At 71.3% G+C, this 21,595-nt stretch carries 19 protein-coding genes; 9 read left to right on the top strand and 10 right to left on the bottom strand.

The window, feature by feature from the left end; translation table 11 throughout:
• Positions 1–93: 93 nt before the first annotated feature.
• Both AC2XR2_RS03545 and AC2XR2_RS03550 read left to right on the top strand, forming a co-directional pair.
• Positions 94–1,119, top strand: a complete 1,026-nt coding sequence (locus AC2XR2_RS03545; protein ID WP_491514222.1) for a helix-turn-helix transcriptional regulator — start codon at positions 94–96, stop codon at positions 1,117–1,119.
• A gap of 102 nt (positions 1,120–1,221) precedes the next feature.
• Entirely contained in the window at positions 1,222–2,376 is a 1,155-nt protein-coding gene (locus tag AC2XR2_RS03550; RefSeq protein WP_491514223.1) for a hypothetical protein, read from the top strand.
• On the opposite strand, the gene AC2XR2_RS03555 is transcribed toward AC2XR2_RS03550, so the two are convergent.
• From AC2XR2_RS03555 to AC2XR2_RS03575, 5 genes are all read right to left on the bottom strand, one after another.
• Entirely contained in the window at positions 2,357–4,231 is a 1,875-nt protein-coding gene (locus AC2XR2_RS03555; RefSeq protein ID WP_491514224.1) for a serine/threonine-protein kinase, read from the bottom strand. The genes AC2XR2_RS03550 and AC2XR2_RS03555 overlap by 20 nt on opposite strands.
• Before the next feature lie 81 nt (positions 4,232–4,312).
• Complete coding sequence (gene tatA, locus AC2XR2_RS03560; protein WP_381296043.1) at positions 4,313–4,597, bottom strand: Sec-independent protein translocase subunit TatA; 285 nt, start codon at positions 4,595–4,597, stop codon at positions 4,313–4,315.
• Between the two features lie 72 nt (positions 4,598–4,669).
• Positions 4,670–6,376, bottom strand: a complete 1,707-nt coding sequence (locus AC2XR2_RS03565) for an LCP family protein (RefSeq protein WP_491514225.1) — start codon at positions 6,374–6,376, stop codon at positions 4,670–4,672.
• 212 nt (positions 6,377–6,588) lie between these two features.
• Entirely contained in the window at positions 6,589–7,266 is a 678-nt protein-coding gene (locus AC2XR2_RS03570; RefSeq protein ID WP_491514226.1) for a lytic transglycosylase domain-containing protein, read from the bottom strand.
• A 48-nt stretch (positions 7,267–7,314) separates the two neighbouring features.
• Complete coding sequence (locus AC2XR2_RS03575; RefSeq protein WP_491514227.1) at positions 7,315–7,668, bottom strand: ArsR/SmtB family transcription factor; 354 nt, start codon at positions 7,666–7,668, stop codon at positions 7,315–7,317.
• A gap of 267 nt (positions 7,669–7,935) precedes the next feature.
• Here AC2XR2_RS03575 and AC2XR2_RS03580 point away from each other — a divergent pair, with 267 nt between their 5' ends.
• Both AC2XR2_RS03580 and AC2XR2_RS03585 read left to right on the top strand, forming a co-directional pair.
• On the top strand, positions 7,936–8,202 hold the full coding sequence (locus AC2XR2_RS03580) for a GlsB/YeaQ/YmgE family stress response membrane protein (RefSeq protein ID WP_123758879.1): 267 nt from the start codon (positions 7,936–7,938) through the stop codon (positions 8,200–8,202).
• Between the two features lie 114 nt (positions 8,203–8,316).
• Positions 8,317–8,580, top strand: a complete 264-nt coding sequence (locus tag AC2XR2_RS03585) for a GlsB/YeaQ/YmgE family stress response membrane protein (RefSeq protein ID WP_330268840.1) — start codon at positions 8,317–8,319, stop codon at positions 8,578–8,580.
• An 85-nt stretch (positions 8,581–8,665) separates the two neighbouring features.
• Here AC2XR2_RS03585 and AC2XR2_RS03590 read toward each other — a convergent pair whose 3' ends face one another.
• Both AC2XR2_RS03590 and AC2XR2_RS03595 read right to left on the bottom strand, forming a co-directional pair.
• Complete coding sequence (locus AC2XR2_RS03590; protein WP_491514228.1) at positions 8,666–9,574, bottom strand: squalene/phytoene synthase family protein; 909 nt, start codon at positions 9,572–9,574, stop codon at positions 8,666–8,668.
• A gap of 154 nt (positions 9,575–9,728) precedes the next feature.
• Positions 9,729–10,793 carry a LacI family DNA-binding transcriptional regulator gene (locus tag AC2XR2_RS03595; protein ID WP_491514229.1) on the bottom strand — a complete coding sequence of 355 codons (1,065 nt, stop codon included), beginning with the start codon at positions 10,791–10,793 and terminating at the stop codon, positions 9,729–9,731.
• A 472-nt stretch (positions 10,794–11,265) separates the two neighbouring features.
• Between AC2XR2_RS03595 and AC2XR2_RS03600 the strand changes: the two genes are divergently transcribed.
• From AC2XR2_RS03600 to pgm, 5 genes are all read left to right on the top strand, one after another.
• A complete protein-coding gene (locus AC2XR2_RS03600; protein WP_491514230.1) occupies positions 11,266–12,582 on the top strand; it encodes an ABC transporter substrate-binding protein in 1,317 nt (438 codons plus the stop codon).
• Positions 12,579–13,550 carry a carbohydrate ABC transporter permease gene (locus tag AC2XR2_RS03605; RefSeq protein WP_491514231.1) on the top strand — a complete coding sequence of 324 codons (972 nt, stop codon included), beginning with the start codon at positions 12,579–12,581 and terminating at the stop codon, positions 13,548–13,550. Before AC2XR2_RS03600 ends, AC2XR2_RS03605 begins: the two co-directional genes overlap by 4 nt.
• Complete coding sequence (locus AC2XR2_RS03610; RefSeq protein ID WP_330268835.1) at positions 13,547–14,428, top strand: carbohydrate ABC transporter permease; 882 nt, start codon at positions 13,547–13,549, stop codon at positions 14,426–14,428. The genes AC2XR2_RS03605 and AC2XR2_RS03610 overlap by 4 nt, the downstream gene beginning before the upstream one ends.
• 29 nt (positions 14,429–14,457) lie before the next feature.
• Positions 14,458–16,479, top strand: coding sequence for a beta-galactosidase (locus tag AC2XR2_RS03615; RefSeq protein WP_491514232.1), 2,022 nt, complete (start codon positions 14,458–14,460; stop codon positions 16,477–16,479).
• Positions 16,480–16,713: 234 nt separating this feature from the next.
• Complete coding sequence (pgm, locus tag AC2XR2_RS03620; RefSeq protein ID WP_381299543.1) at positions 16,714–18,354, top strand: phosphoglucomutase (alpha-D-glucose-1,6-bisphosphate-dependent); 1,641 nt, start codon at positions 16,714–16,716, stop codon at positions 18,352–18,354.
• A gap of 57 nt (positions 18,355–18,411) precedes the next feature.
• Here the strand turns inward: pgm and AC2XR2_RS03625 are convergent, their stop codons facing one another.
• From AC2XR2_RS03625 to AC2XR2_RS03635, 3 genes are all read right to left on the bottom strand, one after another.
• Positions 18,412–19,398, bottom strand: coding sequence for an epimerase (locus tag AC2XR2_RS03625; RefSeq protein WP_491514233.1), 987 nt, complete (start codon positions 19,396–19,398; stop codon positions 18,412–18,414).
• Between the two features lie 111 nt (positions 19,399–19,509).
• A complete protein-coding gene (locus AC2XR2_RS03630; RefSeq protein ID WP_449352335.1) occupies positions 19,510–20,211 on the bottom strand; it encodes a GAF and ANTAR domain-containing protein in 702 nt (233 codons plus the stop codon).
• A 230-nt stretch (positions 20,212–20,441) separates the two neighbouring features.
• Complete coding sequence (locus AC2XR2_RS03635; RefSeq protein WP_491518400.1) at positions 20,442–21,575, bottom strand: MFS transporter; 1,134 nt, start codon at positions 21,573–21,575, stop codon at positions 20,442–20,444.
• Positions 21,576–21,595: the final 20 nt, after the last annotated feature.

A 21,595-nucleotide genomic window follows, 5' to 3' on the forward strand; every position in this document is an offset into this window, starting at 1 on the left:
GCCCGGCGCCCCTCGTATCCCTATCGTGGGCCGCACATATCGTTGGGCCCCAAACGACCTACCGTGCCCCTGAGCCGCTCCCCGGAGGCTCGCATGCTCAGCCATCACCAGATCGCGGCGGCCACCCGTATCGGCATGCTCACCCGCGAACGTGACACCGCGTCCGCCCGCGACCAGGCGCTGCGCGAGCTCGCCCGCGCGCTGCCGCTCGACGCCGCGACGCTGCTCACGATCGACCCGCTGAGCGGGGCCCACGTCCAGGTCGCGGGCATCGGGTACAGCGCGGAGACCTCCCGTGCGCTGGCCGCCGAGTTCGTCACCACGCCCTGGTACCGCAACGTCGTGAGCTGGGGGCTGCCGCCGTCCATCTCCGAGGACGCCGAGGACCCGGTGGAGTTCGGCCCCCGGTTCCGTCACGGGTGGTTCTACGCCGAGCGGGTCCGCCCGGCGGGCTTCCGGGACGGATTGACCGGGGCGCTGCGGCACCACGACAGGCTCGTCGGGCTGGTGCATCTGAGCACGGAGGGGGCCGACGCCTACGACATCGAGGCACGCCGGTTGCTCGCCTGCGTCATCCCGGCCCTCGCCGCGCTCGCCGACCCCGTGGCGCGCGCCGGCGACGCGCACGGTCTGCCGGACCACGGCGGGGCGGAACTCGTGACCGCCGACGGAACGGTCGAGCTGCCGGGCCGGGACCGCGCCCGGGTGCTGGCGGACGCGGAGTTCCAGGGCCTGCTGCGGGCGTTCGCCGGCACCGGCGGCCACCGGCTGCGGCTCCTGTGGCCGGCCGACGGCGTCTGGTACCGGGTCACCCTGCACCGGCACCGGCCGGACCCGGCGCTCACGGCGGACGCGGTGCTGGTGCACGAGACACCCACCGAGCTGCCGTACGGTCTCAGTCCGCGCGAGCTGGAGGTCCTCACCCGGGCCGCGACCGGGCAGACCAACCAGGCGATCGCGCAGGCGCTGTTCCTCTCGCCGCGGACCGTGCACAGCCACATCGAGCATCTGCTCCGCAAGACCGGGGCCGCCTCCCGCGCCGAGGCCACCGCCCTGGCGGTCCGTGACGGGCTGCTGCGGCCGGCGCCGGACCACCTGGCGTTCTTCGTGGAACGCTGAAGCCACCCTGCGGTTCGGACGACTGGAGTCCTCCCCTACCCTTCGGCTGATCGAGACTGATCGGAACACCTGTGGATCAGGGTCCGAGGCGGGGGACAGCACATGACATATCGACGTGCGGTGATACCGGCACTGTTCGGGGGTTTGCTCCTCACACTGCTGCTGTGGTGGGCGGGCGCGAGTGCCCAGGCGCTGCAACTGCGCGGCAGCACCAGCGTGTTGGACATCGACTCCGTGAACGATCTGCGGAGCTGGCTCGCGCCCTGGTCGTACGACCTGTCGGCGGCGTACGCGGACCCCGGCTCGGGTGACGGCACCCGGTACGCCGACCTCTACCGAACCGGGATGCAGATCAGGTTCGTGGCGGTCTTCGGGTTCTTCGTGGCCGGCGCGCTGCTGCTGGTCCGCAGGATTCCGCCGACGCGGGGCCGTACGCCCGCCACCCTGCTCGCGCTGTGGGTCTGGGGCCCGGTGGCCGGCACGCTGGCCGTCACGGTCTCCGCGCCCTGGCTGATCGCCGCCCGTGGGCGCGGCAGTTTCCGGATTCTGCCGCAGCTGGCGTCGGTGATCTCGTCGAGCGGGCCGGTCGTGGTGCTCGCGGCGCTGTTGACCGCCCTGCTCACGGTTGTCGTGGCACGTATCACCGTCAAGGGCGAGGCCCCGTTGCCCCGGCGGGCCGTGCCGCCGCGCGCCGCGCGTGTCGCCGCGAGCGTGGGGACCGCGGTGGTCGCGCTGTCGGTGGTGGTCCTGTCGTACGTGTCGGTGGCGGCCTGGATCCAGACGTCGTTCAGCGGGCGGGGACTGCTGTCCGAGCCCGGCGACCTGTTGCGCGAGTGGCTGCTGCTCGGGTTCTGGACGGGTCCGTCCGGCAGCCCGCTCGGTGACTGGCTGCTCTACCGGGCCGCCGACCTGCTCGTGCTGGTCGTGGTGTGGTGGTCGCTGCGCCTGCTGCCCGGCCTGTTGACCCGGACCACGGCACCGGCGATGGCGGTCGGTGGGGTCTGCGCCACCGTGCTCGGACAGACGGCGAGCGGGCTCCTGCGTGTGGCGGCCGACGACACGACCACCGTCTGGGGCCCGCTGCACCTGTTCTCGGGCCTCGGCGGGAACGTCCCCGCCAGCCTGACCTTCGGCACCCTGGCGGGTCTGGCGGCGTACGCGGCACTGCGGCTGACCGGGGGCGGGGACGACGGCGACGGGGACACCGCGAAGGTGCCCGAGCCGCAGGCCGCGCCGCTCAGTCCTCCGCAGGCATGACGCGGGTGACCTTGCCCTTGGGGGTCGCCTCCAGGTAGCCGGCCTGGCTGTACTCGTTGCTGAGGTAGACGGCCATGCCGAGCGGGGTGTCGAAGGTGTCGTTGGGCTGCCGCACCACCACGTAACGGGCGTTGGGGTTGTCGACGTTGAGCTTCTTCCCGGCCTCCTCGAAGAGCGCGGGCAGCTTGTCCCAGTTGAAGCCGTCGAGGCGGAAGGGCTGGTCGCCACCGGAGAGGCTGCCCTTGATGATGCCCTTCTCCACCCCCTGCCCGGCACGGTAGGTGTAGGTGTCGTAGGCGCTGTCGCTGCCCTTGACCATCACCTCGACGGACACGAAGTCGTCGTACGCGGTGAAGTCACCGAACCTGTCCCGGCCGGTGTCCTGTTCGATCGCCGCGATGGCGGTGCGGATGCCCTCCGGGGTGAGCAGGCTCGTGGTGGCCGAGCCCTTGGACTGCCGTGCGGCCGGGGCGGCGGACGGGGACCCCGTCGACGCCGGGGCCGTGGCGACGGACGAGGGCCCGGGATTCGCCGTGCCACCCGAGCCGCCCGAATCAGTCCCGAGGGGCAGCAGCCACCACACCAGGGCCCCGGCACCGGCGAGCGAGCTCGCGGTGACGCCGACCAGGAGCCCGAGGGCGGGGCGGTTCTCCCGGCGCTTTCGGACGGGTGCGGTGTTCGGCTGGGGCATGGCCGGGCCGGGCCCGGGGTGGACCGGCGGCGGCCCGAATCCGGTGGGGGCGGTCGCACTCCCGGGGGCGGCGGCTCCGCCGAAGGGAGCCGTCGGCGCGCCGAAGGCCCCCGGGTACGAAGGCGCCGAGCCGACGGGCGGCGCGGTCGACGGAAGGGAGCCGGTCGACTGCGGGCCCGGCGAGTGGGACCCGGCGGAGGGCTGGTTCAGCGAAGGGGAGCCGGCCGACGGCTGGTTCAGCGAAGGGAAGTCGGCCGACGGCGGGCTCGGCGGGTAGGAAGCGGGCTGGGGCCAGACGAGGGTCGCCGGACCGGTCTGCGCCGACTCGATCCCGGCCAGCATCCGGTCCAGCACGGCGGACGACGGCCGCGCCGCCGGATCGCGGACCAGCACGCTCATCAGTACGTCACTCAGGGCGCCGGCCCTGACCGGCGGCGGCACGTCCTCGTTGAGGACGGCGGCGAGCGTGGCCAGGGTGTTGCCGCGGCGCAGCGGGTGGTGTCCCTCCACGGCGGCGTACAGCATCATCGCCAGCGACCACAGGTCGGAGGCGGAACCGCCTTCGTGGCCCGAGATCCGCTCGGGTGCCATGAAGTCGGGGGTGCCGATGATGGAGCCGGTGGCGGTGAGGCTGGTCGTCTCACGGATCGCGGCGATGCCGAAGTCGGTGAGGACGGGGCGTCCGTCGGACCGCAGCAGGACGTTGGCGGGCTTGACGTCCCGGTGCTGGATGTCGGCCTCGTGGGCGGCGGTGAGCGCGGCCAGCACCCCCCGGCCGATCCGGGCCGCCTCCGCGGGCGGCATCGGCCCCTGGGCCAGCCGGTCGGCCAGGGAGCCGCCGGTGACCAACTCCATGACGATCCACGGGTAGGTGCCCTCGCCGCCGTCGACGATGTGGTGGATGGTGACGACGTTCGGATGGTCGATCCGGGCGAGGGCCCGCGCCTCGCGCAGCACCCGCTCCCGCAGGGTGCGCGCGCCGTGCGGGTCGTACTCGGCGAGGTCCCGGTCGGGCGGGCGGACCTCCTTGACCGCGACCATCCGGTGCAGCACCAGGTCCCTGGCCCGCCAGACCATGCCCATCCCGCCGCCGCCGAGACGGGCCTCCAACTCGAAGCGCCCGTCGACGACTCGTCTGCCGGGGCCTTCGCCTGCCTCACTCATGGGCGGGAGCATAGTTGCCGCCACCGACAGTGTTCGCCGCGCCCTGGGTCGGCGCCTCGATCACGGCCGGGCGGCGGCAGCTCAGTGAGCCGGGGTGCCCTCCGTCGTGCGGTGGGCCGTGGCGGTCTCCGCGGGCGCGGACCGGATGACCTGCGGAGCGGGCTCGGCCGCGCTCGTGCCCTCGGCCGGGGCGGCGGTGGACGGGGCCGCGCCGTCCTCCTTCATCGCCTTGGCCTCGCTCTTGAGGATGCGCATCGACTTGCCCAGGCCACGGGCGGCGTCCGGGAGTTTCTTCGATCCGAACAGCAGGAGGAAGAGGATCACCACGATCAACAGGTGCCAGGGTTCCAGTCCGTTGCGGAGCATTCCGTACGTCCCCTCTTTACGCTCATGGTTGCCAGCTTGCGCAACTGTACAACCACCAGCCCGGTCCCCGCCTCACTCGTCGGAGTCCTTCTTGTTCGTCGCCGCCGCGTACGCCTGAGCCGGTGTCATGGGGACCCCGTTGAGCGAGACGGTCTTGTAAGGGCTCACCTTGGCGCAGGTCTTGGCCTCGTCGGCGGTCTGCGCATGGGCGTTGGAGACCGCGGCCTTGGTGTCGGCGGGCGCCGGCGAGGACGAGCCGCCGGGGTAGGTGCTGCCGCTCGTCCAGTCCCCGCCGATCACCAGGGTCAGGCCCGTGCCCGTCCCCTGCTGCAGATGCGAGGCGGGCAGCCCGAGCGCCTTGGCGGCCGTCTGCGCCGCCGCCTTCTGACCGGTGCCGTAGGTGAGCGTGGTGGTCGCCGCGGGGCTGGGCGCGTTGGCCGTGGTCGTGGCGGAGCTGAAGCCCTGCTGGGTGAGCGCGGTCGCCACGTCGGAGGCGCGGCCGGTGATCGCGGTGCCGTTCTCGACGGTCACGGCGATCTGGGAGGCCGGCACCGCCGGGGCCGAGGCCGTCGCGGTGGCCGCCGCGGACTTCTTGCCCGAACCGGTGCTCAGGGACTGGTCGTCGGCGATGCTGGAGAAGAGGTCCTTGGCCCCCGAACCCACCACCACCCGGTTGCTGTTGTTCGGGTCGGGCGCGGTCTGCATCGTGGTGAAGGTCATCCGCTTGGTGGGGACCTTGTTCACGTCGGCCGCGAGCGAGATCAGCTTCTTCACGCTGCCGAGCCCGTCGTCCACGGTCAGCGCCTTGGTGGCGGCGTCGGCGAGGTCGTACACCGCGGTGGGGTCGGTGAGGGTGCCCGCGCTCTTGAACTTCCGGATCATCGCGCTGAGGAAGATGTGCTGCGAGATCGTACGACCGAGGTCGCTGCCGTCCCCGAAGCCGTGCCGGGAGCGGACGAACTCCAGGGCCGCCTCGCCCTTGAGGGTGTGGGTGCCCCTGGACAGCTTCAGGTGCGAGTAGGTGTCGTACACGTTGTCGCTGACGCACACGGAGACACCGCCGACCGCGTCGGACATCTTGACCACGCCGGAGAAGTCGAGCTTGACGAAGTGGTCGATGGGGATGCCGGTGAGCTGGTGGATGGTGGCGACCTGGCAGGCGGGGCCGTACTGGAGGGCGCTGTTGATCTGGCCGTAGTAGCCGGACGTGGACTGGCCGCTCTCACTGTCCTTGCAGGCCGGGACGTTGACCATGGTGTCGCGGGGGATGCTCATGACGGTGGCGTTGGAGCGGTCCGCGGATATGTGCACCACCATCTGCACGTCCGCGTTGCCGTTGCCGGTCTGCACGCCGGTCTGGGAGCAGCCGCCGCCGAGCTTGCAGTCCGCCTTGCTGGTGCGGCCGTCGGAGCCCATGACCAGGATGTTGATCGGGGTGCGGCCGAACGCGTCGGCCTTCTCCGAGCCGCCCTTGCCGTTGAGCGCGACGCTGTTGATGTTGCCGTTGAGGTGCTGGTAGAACCACCAGCCCGCGCCGGCCGTGGCCAGCACCAGGATGGCCAGACACAGTCCGGCGATCTTCAGCAGCCGCCTGCCGCGCCGGGCCGGGCGTGCTCGGCGCCGCGCCCTCTTGCCGCCGTGCGAGCGGGCCGCCGCCCTGGCCGCCGCCCGGCCCCCGGGCCGATGCGCTCCGCCGGATCCGCCCGCGCGCTGTCCGGGTACCTGGCCGGTGCGGCTGCGCGTGGTCTGACCGCCCGGGCTGTCCCACCGGTCGCTCATCTACCACTCCCACGAAACGGTCGGGCCTGTCAGGCCGGGCCGAGGGGTGGGCGGCCGGGCGTGCGCGGCGGTGTACAGGCAGGCCAAGCAGGAACTTCGCCTAGGTTGCGTAGTTGCGCAATCTAACAAACCCCTGGCCCGGCCAGCACCGAGCCCGGCGGATTTCACAGGTGAGGCATCTCATGGAGAAACGCGGCAACCTCCGGCACACTTCACCCTTCCGCCACGGCCCTTCCCGCCCGCGCCCAGTTGGCGTGCAGCCTGTCCAGGTACGCCTGGGCCTGGCTGCCCGGGGTCGCGCCGCGGGCGAAGGCCAGCATGGTGCCGGCGCCCGTGTTGTAGCCGAGGGCCAGCAGCTCGTCCTCGGTGTAGCGCGTCGACCGGGTGGCGGGCAGCTGGGCCTTCAGGTCGTGGAGGTACCAGGCCTCGGCCTCGACGGCGAGGTCGCGGTCGTCGGGCAGGTCCTGCCAGTTCCGGTTCGCGAAGTCCCGGCCCTTCTTGACCTCGTCGAAGGTGGCGCGGTGCATGTTCGCGATACCGAAGGCCGCGTCGGGCTTGTACTTCTGCCAGGCCCGCTCCAGGGCCGGGTCGTGGGGCTTGTACGCCTCGTTGTAGAGGATCGCCATCAGCAGCTGGGCGCTGACCCCGGTCTGCCGGGCACGGCTGCGCACCTGGGAGGCGTAGGCGGCGGGGTCGTACGACGACGAGGCCGTCGTCGGGGCGGACGGGGCCGTCGGACCGGTCGACGTGGTCGGCTTCGGAGTGGGGTCCGCAGGGGGCGCGGAGTCGCCCTGCGAGGTGCTGGCGGCGCGCACGACGACGTACAGGGCCAGCGCGAGGACCACGACGGGCAGCAGACGCCGAGGCCACGACGCCCGGACATCGGACATGCCTCTCCCCCTCTTCCGCCCGGCGTCGTCCTTCGTACCGGAGGCGGACTAAGAGCGGCGTGAGGCGATGCTGTGCGCGGTCGGGGCGGTACGGGCGGTCAGCTGGCCGACCATGACACGGACGACCGTCACGATGTCGGGATCGTCGACGTAGTAGACCTGCCGGCGGCCCTCACGGCGGGAGCGCACGAGCCCGGCGAGTCTCAGCTTCGCCAGGTGCTGACTGACCGCGGGGAGCGCGCCGCCCACCCGGTCGGCGAGGTGGGTGACATCGCTCTCGCCCTGGGACAGCGCCCACATGAGGTGCAGTCGAGCGGAGGAGGCGAGCAGTCCGAACGCGGCGGCCGCCTCGGTCAGCACCTCGGTGGACGGATCCTCGAAGCCCCCAGCGAGTGTCGCCACAGTCCTCTCCTGCCCCGCCCCGGTCACCGTCAACACACGTGCGACGTCCCAGTGTAGGGGCCCCGGGCGAAGGGCGGGCGGGGCCCTGACGCTTCATCGGTTGCGCAATGTAATAAGTCCGTGAAAGAACATCGACGACTTGTCATCAGTCGCCGTCGGGCCCCGCCACTCCCCCGTCCGGGTCCATAGGCTTGCGCAAACAGGCAACCCGAAGCATCGGGGCCGGGCGGACCGCGCCCGGCACCGACCCGACCGGAGGACTACGACGTGGGCATCATCGGCTGGATCATCCTGGGCCTGCTCGCCGGGGCCATCGCCAAGATCCTGCTGCCGGGCCGCGACCCGGGCGGGCTGATCGGCACCACCCTCATCGGCATCGCCGGGGCGTTCGTCGGCGGCTGGCTCTCCGCCCGCTTCCTGGACCGGCCCGTGGAGAGCCACTTCTTCGACCTGTACACCTGGGGCGCGGCGATCGGCGGCTCCCTGGTCCTGCTGATCGGCTACCGCCTGCTGTTCGGCAACTCGCGCGACTGACCGGGCAGTCGGCCGCGGAGCCGGGATTCGGGGACAGCGAGGGCCGCGTCGGTGGAGTGCGCCCCGCTCCGGAGGGCACTCGGGCGTCACCAACTACAGAGGAGGTGACACCTCGTGGAGATCTCAGGCGTCATCAGCGCGATCGTCATCGGCATCGTGATCGGTGTCATCGGCCGGCTCGTGGTCCCCGGCCGCCAGCACATAGGCATCCTGTGGACGATCCTGATCGGCATCGTCGCCGCCTTCATCGGCACGGGCATCGCGGCGGGTCTCGACGTCGCCGACACCAAGGGCGTCGACTGGGTCGAGTGGCTGATCCAGATCGCCGTGGCCGCGCTCGGGGTGGCCGCGCTCAGCAAGGTGAAGGTGCGTCACTGACGCGTGGTGGCGGCGGATCGGCCGCTGCCGTGATCCGGAGTACCAGGTACGGAGTGCCGGAAGGACTCGCGCCCGGATCGCTCTCCTACGCCCCGCTCCTGACCTGGCGCCTCTCCCGGAACAGCACGGCGAGCGGCACACGGACGCCGTAGCCCACCGCGCGCCGGGTGACGGAGGTGCCGCTGCTCTCCACGCGGGAGAGCTGGTGCTCGGCGAGGTCGAGCAGGGCCCGCTGCAACGGCCGGAACCCCGGCACCGTGGAGTCCGCCAGGGCCCGTGAGTCGGTCAGGGATGCTCTGGTCCTACGACAGGTCAGCGCCACCAACTCCCGTACGGCTGCGGTGTCCTGGCCCTGTTCGAGGTCGGCGCGGGTGACTCCGCAGCGGTCCAGGTCCTCCTGCGGGAGATAGAGGCGCCCCTCCTTCAGGTCGTCCGTGAGGTCGGTCAGGAAGTCCAGGCGCTGGAGGCCCTCGGCGAAGGACCGGCACCGCGACCGGAACAACTCGTCGCCGCCGCCCTCGTGTTGGAGGTCCTCGATCAGCATGAGGGCGGGCAGGGCGAGGTGGTCGACGTACCGCTGGAAGTCGGCCTCGGTGGCGTGGCCGGTGAAGTGCAGTTCCTCGGTGGTGGCCTTGAGGTAGGTGTGCACCCAGTGGTGGGGCAGCCGCCGTACGGCCACCGTGTGCAGGAAGGCCCGCAGCACCGGGTCGTCGGCGTGGCCGGAACGCAGCCCGGCGGTGACCTGCTCGGCCCAGGCGTGCCAGCGCGGCAGGCGTTGCTCCAACGGTCCCTGGTCGGCGAGGTCGTCGGTGCGGGCGAGGAAGGCGTAGGAGGCGACTATGTGCGGGTGCAGCGCCGGGGGCACCAGCAGGCGTACGGCGGCGTAGTGGGCGAGGATCCTGCGGGCGAAGACCCGGGCGGCGGTCGAGTAGTCCGCGCGCAGGGCACGGTCCCGTACTCCGGCGGCCGTCAGTCTGCGGTCCCAACTCGGCACGTCCTACCACCCTTTGCTCTCCGACGGGGTCACCTGGACCGCCACGGGCCGGGCCGGCGGGGCGTCGGGAGAGGCGGTCCGAGTGACCTTAACTCCCGACCGCGGGGATCGTTCAACCTTCCCTCGGATCACGCCAGTTGACGCGGGGCGCCGCTCAGGGCGTGCGGAGTGGTGGCCGGTGCCGGTGGGGCGGTGGGGGTGCGGTCGAGCCTCGGACGACGAGTTCGACCGGGGGGTCGTCGGTGTGCGGCGGATCGGCGTCGGGGTGCTCGACGGCGTGCACGAGCAGTCTGACGCCCTCCCGTGCGGCGGCCTCGAAGGGCTGGCGCACGGTCGTGAGGGGCGGGGAGACGTAGGCGAAGACTGGATTGCCGTCGAACCCGACGACACTGATGTCCTCAGGTACCCGTCGGCCCGCCTCCCGCAGGGCGTGGATGAGGCCGATGGCCATCTCGTCGCCCGCGGCGAACACCGCGGTCACCGCCCGGTCCGAGGCCAGCGCACGCCCCGCCGCGTAGCCGGATTCCGCCGACCAGTCGCCGTTGAGCAGCGGCGGCTCGTGCGCGTCCCGTGCGGCCAGGGCCGCCCGCCAGCCCTCGATCCGGTCCTTGGTGGCGTACCACTTCCGGGGGCCGGCGAGATGGTGGACGGTGTCGTGGCCCAGCTCCAGCAGGTGCTCGGTGGCGGCCCGTGCCAGCTCCCGGGCGCCCACGCTCACGGTCAGCGTCCGGGAGGCGGCGAACGAAGGCGGGGCGCCGAGGAAGAGGACGGGTACGTCGACGCGGAGCGGTACCTCTCCCTTGACGACGGGTTCGGAGACGATGACCCCGTCCACGCCCTGTTCGAGGAGTGACTCCAGTGCGCCGGCGATGCCTTCCGGGGCACCGTCGGGCGTGTTGATGACGCGCAGGGCGTATCCGGCGTCCCGTACGGCGTGTTCGATGTGCACCAGCAGGGAAGCGGTTCCATAGCCCGCGGTGCCCAGGGCGACGATTCCGAGGGAGCGGGTGCGCCCGGAGGCCAGGGCGCGGGCCGCCTGGTTCAGGCGGTAGCCGAGCTCCTCCGCGGCCGCGAGGACCCGGCGGCGTGCCTCGTCGGAGACGTACGGCTCGTCGTTGAGCACCCGGGAGACCGTCTTGCGCGACACCCCGGCCAGCCGAGCGACGTCGGCGCTCCGCGGCACGTGCGCGCTCCGGTCGGGCCCCGCATCCGGCGTCATGGACTCTCCTGTGGCTCGGTACCGCACCGCAGGTCAGCTGCTCTGACCGCGCAATCTGACCGCGCGGTCATATCTACGCGTCCCACGGGGAACGCGTCAAGGGTACCGGCACCGCCTTCGGTCCTTGCCGTATGCCCGAAGGATCCCGGAAACCGCTTTCCCCAGTCACCGTCGGAGACGCATCCGGCCTGATCAGAGAGCCATCGGCGGGACGGCCCCGGCCCGCCCGAGTCGGCGGACGAACCGGCCCTGGACGGACAGGGCGATCCTTCTCGCCCTGTCCGTCCCCTGCAGATATTCGGACACATGGTCTTGACAGTGACCCCACACAACGCACACTCTTCGTGACGTCCGCCGATCGTCTCTGTGCGATCACGTTTGATTCTGATCAGTTGGTGACGTCTTCCTCACCACCGTCTCATCGGGTCGCCGTACCGAAGCCCGGGTACGACCACCCTGTCAGGAGCCGTACATGCAGGACCTCTCCCCCTCGGGTCTCTCCCTCCCTTCGCCCAGCCGCCGCACTCTGTTGCGGGGTGCGGGTGGTGCCACCCTGCTCGCGGGTGCGGGTATTCCGTTGCTGAGCGCGTGTGGCGGCAGCGGCAGCTCGTCGGACCCGAAGACCGTGAGCCTGGGGTCGAACCAGTCGGATGCCGTGCCGAAGAAGGCGTACGGCGAGATCTACACGGCGTTCACGAAGCAGTCCGGGATCACGGTCAAGGTCAACACCAAGGACCACAACACGTTCCAGGAGCAGATCAACTCCTACCTCCAGGGCACGCCGGACGACGTGTTCAACTGGTTCGCCGGGTACCGGATGCAGTTCTTCGCGCAGAAGGGGCTCGCTTCCCCGATCGACGACGTGTGGGAGAAGATCGGCGGGAACTTCCCGGACGCGATGAAGAAGCTGTCCAAGGGAGCGGACGGCAAGTACTACTTCGTGCCGCTGACGACGTACCCGTGGGCGGTCTTCTACCGCAAGTCCGTCTTCGCGCAGCACGGCTACCAGGTGCCCACGACGTGGGACGAGCTGGTCGCGCTGTGCAAGCAGATGAAGAAGGACGGCCTGGTGCCGATCGCGTTCGGTGACAAGGACGCGTGGCCGGCGATGGGCACCTTCGACCAGATCAACTTCCGGCTGAACGGCTACGACTTCCATGTCGAGCTGATGGCGGGCAAGGCGTCGTGGACGGACGCGAAGGTCAAGGGTGTCTTCGATCACTGGGCGGAGCTGCTGCCGTACCACCAGGACGGTTTCATGGGCCGCACCTGGCAGGACGCGGCGCAGACGCTGGTGGCGAAGAAGGCGGGCATGTACCTGCTGGGCACGTTCGTGGCGCAGCAGTTCACCAACAAGGCCGACCTGGACGACCTGGACTTCTTCGCCTTCCCGGAGATCAACCCGGCGTACGGGCAGGACACCGTCGAGGCGCCCACCGACGGCTTCATGGTGAGCAAGTCGCCCAAGAACAAGGCGGGGGTGACCAAGCTGCTGGAGTTCCTGGGCACGCCCGAGGCGGAGGAGATCTACCTCAAGGGCGACCCGAGTGTGGTGGCCGCCTCGAACAAGGCCTCCACGGCCTCGTATTCGCCGCTGCAGAAGAAGGCGTTCGAGATGATCTCGGGGGCCAAGACCCTGACGCAGTTCATGGACCGTGACTCGCGTCCGGACTTCACCTCGACGGTGATGCAGCCCTCGCTGCAGAAGTTCCTCCAGAACCCCAAGGGCGTCGACAGTCTGCTGTCCTCGATCGAACGCCAGAAGAAGACGATCTTCGCATCCTCATGAGCATCGAAACCCAGACCCCGAAGGCGGCGCCCACCGTGCCGCCTTCGGGCCCTGCCCCCCGCAAGGTCCCCCGGGGACACAGCCGTCTGCTGACCCGCCGGGACCGGATCACCCTCGCCCTGATGGCCGGGGTGCCGACCATCCTCCATGTCGCTCTCGTATGGGTGACCGCGCTGGCGTCCATCGCGTTGGCCTTCACCAGCTGGGACGGGATCGGCTTCGACTCGATCAAGTGGGTCGGCCTGGACAACTTCCGTCAGTTGTTCACCGACAACCCGCAGTTCTGGCCGGCCGTCGAGCACAACGTCATCTGGTTCGTCGTGCTCATCCTGATCCCGACCCCGTTCGGCCTGTTCCTGGCCGTCCAGCTGGACAAGAAGATCCGCTTCTCCCGCCTCTACCAGACCGCGTTCTTCCTGCCGGTCGTGGTCTCCCTGGCGGTCACCGGGTTCGTGTGGCAGCTGGTCTACAACCCCGACACCGGCCTGATCAACAGCCTCATCGGCGCGAACAAGCCCGGCCACTACATCGACTGGATCGGCGACCCCAAACTCAACCTGTGGGCCGTGCTGATCGCCGCGTCCTGGCGCCACACCGGCTACATGATGATCCTCTACCTCGCCGGACTGAAGGGCGTCGACCCCTCCCTGCGCGAGGCGTCCTCGCTGGACGGCGCGAACGAGTGGCAGACGTTCAAGAACGTCATCTTCCCCACCCTGCGCCCCACCAACACCGTCGTCCTGGTGGTCACCATCATCGAGGCGCTGCGCGCCTTCGACCTGGTCTTCGTCTTCAACAAGGGCGCCCAGGGCACCGAACTGCTGTCGATCCTGATCACCAACAACATCATCGGCGAGTCCAGCCGGATCGGCTACGGCTCCGCGATCGCCGTGGTCCTGCTGGTCATCTCCCTCGCGGTCATCATCCCCTACCTGATCGCGACCTTCCGGAAGGAGCGGCAGGCATGAGCACCCTCGCTCTCAAAACCAAAACGCCGATCCGCCCCGCCCGGATCCTGCTGCACGTCTTCCTCGCCGGCACCGCACTGGCCTGGCTCGCCCCCCTTCTCTGGGCGATCTACGCAGCCCTGCGCCCCTACAGCGAGACCAGCAACAAGGGCTACGTGTCCTGGCCGGACAAGCTGACCTTCGACAACTTCACCAACGCCTTCCAGCAGTCCGACATGCTCCACTACCTCGGCAACACGCTGATCATCGCCATCCCGGCGGTACTGATCACGCTGCTGCTGTCGTCGATGGTCGCCTTCTACGTCTCCCGCTTCGACTTCCGCCTCAACATCGCCCTCCTGCTGGTGTTCACCGCCGGCAACCTGCTCCCCCAGCAGGTCATCATCACCCCCCTGTACCGGCTCTACCTCCTCGTCGACCTGCCCGGCATCACCATGAGCGGCAAGCTCTACGACTCCGCACTCGGCCTGGTGCTGATCCACGTCGCGTTCCAGTCCGGGTTCTGCGCCTTCGTACTCAGCAACTACATGCGCATGCTCCCGCACGAGCTGACCGAGGCCGCCCTCGTCGACGGGGCATCGGTGTGGCGGATGTACTGGCAGATCGTGCTCCCGCTGTGCAAACCGGCCATGGCCGCCCTGGGCACGTTGCTGTCCATCTGGATCTACAACGACTTCTTCTGGGCCATCGTCCTGATCTCCACCGGGGAGAACATGCCGATCACCAGCGCCCTGAACAACCTCTCCGGCCAGTACTTCACCGACCCCAACCTGGTCGCCGCCGGCGCCCTCCTCACCGCGATCCCCACCCTGATCGTCTACTTCGTACTCCAGCGCCAGTTCGTCAGCGGACTGACCCTCGGCGCCAACAAGGGCTGACCACAGCCCCGTTCGAAAGCGACTCTGAATTGACTACCGCACGCCGTCTTCGCCTTCCCGGAATCGCCTACGGCGGCGACTACAACCCCGAGCAGTGGCCCGAGGAGGTCTGGATCGAGGACGTCCGTCTCATGCGCGAGGCGGGCGTGAACATGGTCAGCGTCAACATCTTCTCGTGGGCGCTGCTGGAGCCCCGCGAGGGCGAGTTCGACTTCTCGCGCCTGGACCGGATCCTCGCCCTGCTCCACGAGCACGGCATCGCGGCCGACCTCGCGACCCCCACGGCGGCCCCACCGGCCTGGTTCTTCCGCAAGCACCCGGAAGCCCTGCCGGTCGACAAGGACGGCCGGGGACTGTCGTACGGCAGCCGCCAGACCTTCTGCCCCTCCAGCCCCGCGTACCGCGAGGCTGCGCTGCGGGTCGCCCGGGCGCTCGGGGAGCGGTACGCCGACCACCCGGCCGTGGTGATGTGGCACATCCACAACGAGTACGGCTGCCACAACGCCGAGTGCTACTGCGACACTTCGGCCGAGGCCTTCCGCCGCTGGCTGCGGGACCGGTACGGAGACCTCGCGGCCCTCAACGACGCCTGGGGGACGACCTTCTGGAGCCAGTGGTACTACGACTGGGACGAGGTCATCCCGCCCCGCGCCACCGGCGCCGTCCCCAACCCCACCCACCAGCTGGACTGGCGGCGCTTCTGCAGCGACGAGCAGCTGTCGCTGTACACCGCGGAACGGGACGTGCTGCGGGAGGCTTCCGCGGACATCCCCGCCACCACCAACTTCATGGTGAACTTCAGCATCGAGGCGCTGGACTACTGGCGCTGGGCACCGGAGTTGGACATCGTCTCCAACGACCACTACCTGCGCTCGACCGACCCGGAGTCGCAGATCGACGTCGCGCTCAGCGGTGACCTCGTGCGCTCCATGGCCGGTGGCCCGTGGCTGTTGATGGAGCACTCCACCGGGGCGGTCAACTGGCAGCCGGTCAACAGGGCCAAGGATCCCGGCGAGATGCGCCGCAACGCCCTCGCCCACGTGGCCCATGGTGCCGACGGCATCGCCTTCTTCCAGTGGCGGGCCGCGAAGGCGGGTGCCGAGCAGTGGCACTCGGCGATGCTGCCGCACGCGGGCACGGACAGCCAGATCTGGCGGGACGTCGTCCGACTCGGCGCCGATCTGGGTGCGTTGGCCGAGGTGCGGGGCAGTACGACCGCCGCCCAGGTCGCGGTGGTGTGGGACTGGAACGCCCGCTGGGCCCTGGAGCAGCCGTCCCAGCCCAGTGGCGAACTGCGCTTCGTGGACCTGGTGCGGGACTGGTACCGGCCGCTGTGGCACGCCGGCGTGGCCGTGGACTTCGTGCGACCCGACGCGGACCTGTCCTCCTACCGTCTCGTCCTCGTGCCGAGTCTCTATCTGGTCGACGACGCCGGCGCGGCCAACCTGACCGGCTTCGCCGAGCGCGGCGGCACGCTGGCCGTCGGCTTCCACAGCGGCGCCGTGGACGCCAACTGCCATGTGCGGCTGGGCGGTTACCCGGGGGCCTTCCGGGACGTCCTCGGGGTGTCCACCGACGAACTCTTCCCGCTGCTGCCCGGCGAGACGCGGCACCTCACGGGAGCGGTCCCGGAGGGCGCGAGCGCCACCCTGTGGTCCGAGCGCGTCCGGCTCGCGGGCGCCGAGGCGGTCGCCGCGTACGGCGACGGGCCCCTGGCGGGTGGACCGGCCGTCACCCGGCACGCTTCGGGCGCCGGAACCGCCTGGTACCTGGCGACGCGCCCCGACCCGGCGACCCTGGACGCGCTGCTCACCCGCATCGTCGAGGAGGCCGGCGTCCAGCCGGTCCTCGCCGGCCTGCCGACCGGTCTGGAGGCCGTCCGGCGCACCGGCGCCGACGCCGCGTACCTGTTCCTGATCGACCACGGCGGGAGCGGCGCCGAGGTCCCGGCCGAGGGCGTCGAACTGCTCACCGGCAAGGACGTCGGCGGCTGGGTCACCGTCCCGCCGGGGGGTGTCGCGGTCGTCCGCGAGCCGCGCGACCAGGGATGAAGAGGTACGGAAGAGCCGGGCATGAGCGCGGCTCTTCCGGGTAGCAGGGACATGCCTACCGGGGAGGGGCCGTCACACCTGGGGAGGTCGCGGCGGCCCTTCCCTCCCCGGGCCCCAGTCCGTCAGCACCGGGTCGCTCCCTGAGGTCGGGGGCGGCCCGGTGCGCGTCCCGGTGGGCCCGGCAGGGGAGAATGGGGCCGTACCCAACGGTCGACCTTGCGGAGGAGCGGGGAAATGCAGAACGCGCGAGCGGGACAGGTCGCCGGGCCCGAGGACCTCATCGACGTGGCACGTCTGGTCACGGCGTACTACGCACTGCACCCCGACCCGGCCGAGCCGGGGCAGCGGGTGGCGTTCGGCACCTCGGGGCACCGCGGCTCGTCCCTCGCGGCGGCCTTCAACGAGGACCACATCGCGGCCACCAGCCAGGCCATCTGTGAGTACCGTGCCGCCCAGGGCACCGACGGCCCCCTCTTCCTCGGCGCCGACACCCACGCTCTGTCGGAGCCCGCGCGGATCACGGCGCTGGAGGTCTTCGCGGCCAACGACGTGACCGTGCTCATCGACGAGGCCGACGGCTACACGCCCACCCCGGCCGTCTCGCACGCCATCCTCACCCACAACCGGTCACGCACCTCCGCGCTCGCCGACGGCGTGGTGGTCACTCCCTCGCACAACCCGCCCGCCGACGGCGGCTTCAAGTACAACCCGCCCAGCGGCGGCCCCGCCGGTTCGGAGGCGACCTCCTGGATCCAGGACCGCGCCAACGAGATCATCACGGGCGGCCTGAAGGACGTACGGCGGATCCCCTACAGCCGTGCCCTCACCGCGCCCGGCACCGGCCGCTACGACTTCCTCGGCACCTATGTGGCCGATCTGCCGAACGTGCTGGACCTGGACGCGATCCGGTCGGCCGGGGTGCGCATCGGCGCCGATCCGCTGGGCGGCGCCTCGGTGGCCTACTGGGGCCGGATCGCCGAGCAGCACGCGCTCGACCTCACGGTGGTGAACCCGCTCACCGATCCCACCTGGCGGTTCATGACGCTGGACTGGGACGGCAAGATCCGCATGGACTGCTCGTCGCCGTACGCCATGGCCTCACTGATCGAGCAGCGCGACCGCTTCGACATCGCCACCGGCAACGACGCCGACGCCGACCGGCACGGCATCGTCACCCCGGACGCGGGGCTCATGAACCCCAACCACTACCTGGCCGTGGCGATCTCGTACCTGTTCTCCCACCGGGAGCGGTGGCCCGCGGGTGCGGGGATCGGCAAGACCCTGGTGTCGTCCAGCATGATCGACCGGGTCGCGGCGGACGTCGGCCGGCCGCTGGTCGAGGTCCCCGTCGGATTCAAGTGGTTCGTGGACGGTCTGTCCGACGGCACGCTCGGCTTCGGCGGCGAGGAGTCGGCGGGCGCGTCCTTCCTGCGCCGGGACGGCTCGGTGTGGACCACCGACAAGGACGGCATCATCCTGGCCCTGCTGGCCTCCGAGATCACGGCGGTCACCGGAAAGACCCCCTCGCAGCACTACGCCGGGCTCACCGACCGCTTCGGCGCGCCCGCCTACGCGCGCGTGGACGCGCCGGCCAGCCGCGAGGAGAAGGCCCTGCTGGCCAAGCTGTCCCCGCGCCAGGTCACCGCCGACACCCTCGCCGGCGAGCCGGTCACCACGGTCCTCACCGAGGCCCCCGGCAACGGCGCCGCCCTCGGTGGCATCAAGGTCGGCACCGCCAACGCCTGGTTCGCGGCCCGTCCTTCGGGCACGGAGGACGTCTACAAGATCTACGGCGAGTCCTTCCTCGGCCCGGACCATCTGCGCCAGGTGCAGGAGGAGGCCAGGTCGGTGGTGCTGGGGGCGCTGGAGGCCTGACGCGGCTCCCCGCGGGGCGGCTCTGCCTCCGGGGCCGGCTCGTCCTCCGGGGCCCGGCTAGGCAGCGTGGCTGCTCGGTGCCCGGTCCCGGTTCCGGGGCACGCGGGTCGGTCTGGTCCGCCGTACGAGAGCCGCCGCGGCCGTGTCCCACTCGGGGTGCTCGAAGGTGAAGCCCTCGGCCCGCAGCCGCCCCGGGACCACCCGGCGGCTCTTGAGCAGCAGCTCCGTGTCCGAGCGCAGCGCGAACGCGCCCACCTCGGCCATCCAGCGGGTCGCGGGCAGTCCTGCCGGCACGCCCCAGGCCGTGCGGAGCGCCCGCATGAAGTCGCGGTGCGGGAGGGGGCCGGGCGAGGCGAGGTTCACCGGTCCCTCGATGTCGTCACGAGCGATCAGGAAGTCCACCGCTCGTACGAAGTCCTCCTCGTGGATCCAGGAGACGTACTGCGCGCCGCCCGCCACCGGGCCGCCGAGTCCGAGTCGCACCATCCGCGACAGGACGTCGAACACACCGCCCCGGTCGGGGGTCATGACCATCGCCGCGCGCAGCGCCACCTTGCGGGTGGCGGGTGTCGGCGCCTCGGTCTGCGCCCGCTCCCAGTTCTTCGCGATCTCGACGCTGTAGGCCCAGTAGTCCGGCACCCCGGTCTCGGAGCCGCCGATCACCCCGGTCGTCTCGTCGTGGGCGGCGTCGAAGCGGTGGGCGTAGATCGTCGCCGTGCTCATCTGCAACCAGACCCGCGGTGGCCGTACGGCGCCGGCGATCGCCTCTCCGACCACGCGCGCGGAATGCACCCGGGAGTCCGTCATCGCCCGCAGGTTCTCGGCGGTGTAGCGGCAGGACACGCTGCGCCCGGCCAGGTTGATCACGGCATCGCTGCCGTCGACCGCCTCGGCCCAGCGGCCGAGGGTGACGCCGTCCCAGGCGATGTGGTGCGGGCGCGTGGGACGCCGGGTCAGCACCGTCACCTCGTGGCCGGCCGCCGTCAGGGCACGGTCGAGGACCGTGCCCACTTGTCCGGTTCCCCCGGGCAGCACAACCTTCATGGGATCTCCCTCAGCAGCGTCGGGCTTCAGCATAGCCACGATTTTTGAACATGTTCAACTGAGGGGTGCGGGAGGGCCGTGTGGCGGCTCGGGGATCACGCGGCCCGGAGGTCAGGGCCGGTCGGTGCGGTCGGTGCGGTCGGTCCGCACCCGCTGCGCCACGTCGCGCAGCTTGATGTTGTGTTGCTGGGAGATGCGGCGCAGCACGTTGAACGCGTCGTCCTCGCTCATGCGGTGCCGTTCCATCAGGATGCCCATGGCCTCGCCGATGGCGTGCCGGGTCTTCATGGCGTCCTCGAGCTGGTCGATGGCGCGGGCGTCGGCCAGGGCCACGGCGGCGTGCGAGGCCAGCAGCCAGCCGGCGGTCTCGATGTCCTTGCCGAAGGCTCCGGGGCGCCGGGAGTACAGGTTCAGCGCGCCGAAGTCCTCGTCGTGGGTGTAGAGCAGCACGCCGGTCATGCTGCCGATGTCCAGTTCCCGGGCCGCCGCGGCGAACCGCGGCCAGTTCGGCTGCGACTCGCGCATGTCGGCGATCCGGAAGACCCGCTCGCCGTTCTGGCGGCCGGCGAGGTCGAAGCACGGTCCCTCGGCCAGTTCACCCTGGAGCCGGTCGGAGGCCTCGACCACGTCCCCGCAGGCGGACAGGGTCACGGCCCGGCCCTTGCGCACCGCGAGGATCCCGGCCGCGTCGCAGCCGTCGACCATTCTCACCGCCGAGGCCACGATTTCGTCCAGCGTGCCCTGCACCGAGTCCTGCGCCAGCAGGTTCCGCGCGAGCAGGGCCATCGACTCGGCGAATTCTCGCCACTCCACCGCCACCACCCGTTTCGGTCATCCGTGCGAACACCCTACCGTCGTGCCGTGCGCCCCGGCGGGCTCGGCGCCGGGGCGGGACGTGCTGTGACCCCGCGCCACGCACGGCCACCGCCGCGCCGTACCGCTTCGGAGCTGCGCCCCGGCGGCCCTGCGGACCACTCCCCCGTCGCCGTCGGCATCAAGGCCGTCGCCTACCCCGGCCCGGCCGAAACAGACCCCACCGAGCCTCACCACTTCCCTCGACGCCGTACGAGCACGGCGACGGGGGCCGCCGCGAGCAGTACCGCCAGTGCCGCGTAGCCGTAGGTGAGAGTCGTGGCCGTGGCGACGGCGGCGACGAGCAACGGGCCGCCCGCGTCGCCGAGTTCGCGGCCGAGTTCGGCGGAGCCCATGGTCTGGCCCAGGCGTTCCGGCGGGGTCGACGAGGCCAGGGCGGCGAAGCCGAGCGGGGTGATCAGTCCGGTTCCGGCGCCGATCAGGGCGGCCGCGCACAGGACGCCGGTCAGGCCCGGCAGCATCGCGCAGGCCATGCCGGCGGCGGTGACGAGCAGCCCCGCGAGCAGACCGGAGCGGGTGGTGAGGCGCCCCTCGTCGAGGGCGCGCCCGGCCCTGGGCTGGACGAGGGCGGCGCAGGCGGCGAGGACGGACACGGCGGCACCGGTGGCGACCGTGCCGAGACCCGCGGCCCGGCCCGAGACGGGCAGGAAGCCGACGCCGACGGAGAGGGCCGCGGTGGCCGCCGCCAGTGCGGCGGTCGGGGCGAGGAAGACGGGGTCCGCGAGGCGCCGCGCCAGGTCCAGCACGGTCTGCCGGGCCTTGGGCAGCGGCGGTACCACGGGTACGGCGACGGCGGCCCAGACCGCCACGGCCGCGCCCAGCACCGCCAGCACGGTGAACAGCAGCCGCAGTCCCCCGGCCCAGACCAGGACGCCGCCGAGCAGCGGGCCGAGGGTGTAGCCGATGGACTTGTAGAAGCCGTAGCTGCCGAACGCGCGGCCGTGTCTGGCGGCCGGGTTGAGCCGGGCCACCAGGGCGGACGCGGACGGGGAGAACGCCGAGGCCGCGGCGCCCTGGCCCAGACGGGCGGCCCAGAGCCAGCCGGGGCTGTCGGCGAGGACGTACAGCGCGGAGGCGGCGGCGAAGGCGACGAGGCCGCCGAGCAGCACCGGGCGCGCGCCGATCCGGTCGGCGAGGGCGCCGAACACCGGCTTGAGGAGCACCTCGGCGCCGTCGTACAGGGCGAGGAGGCCGCCCAGTACGAGCAGCGAGGTGACGGCGTCGTCGGAGAAGCCGCCGAGGTTGGCGGCGATGCCGTGGGCGCCGAAGGCGGTGGTGAAGCCCGCCGCGTACAGGGGCCGCATCTGCCGGGCCGGGGCCGCCT

The sequence above is a fragment of the Streptomyces sp. LS-MS-L19 genome (genome assembly GCF_058382285.1).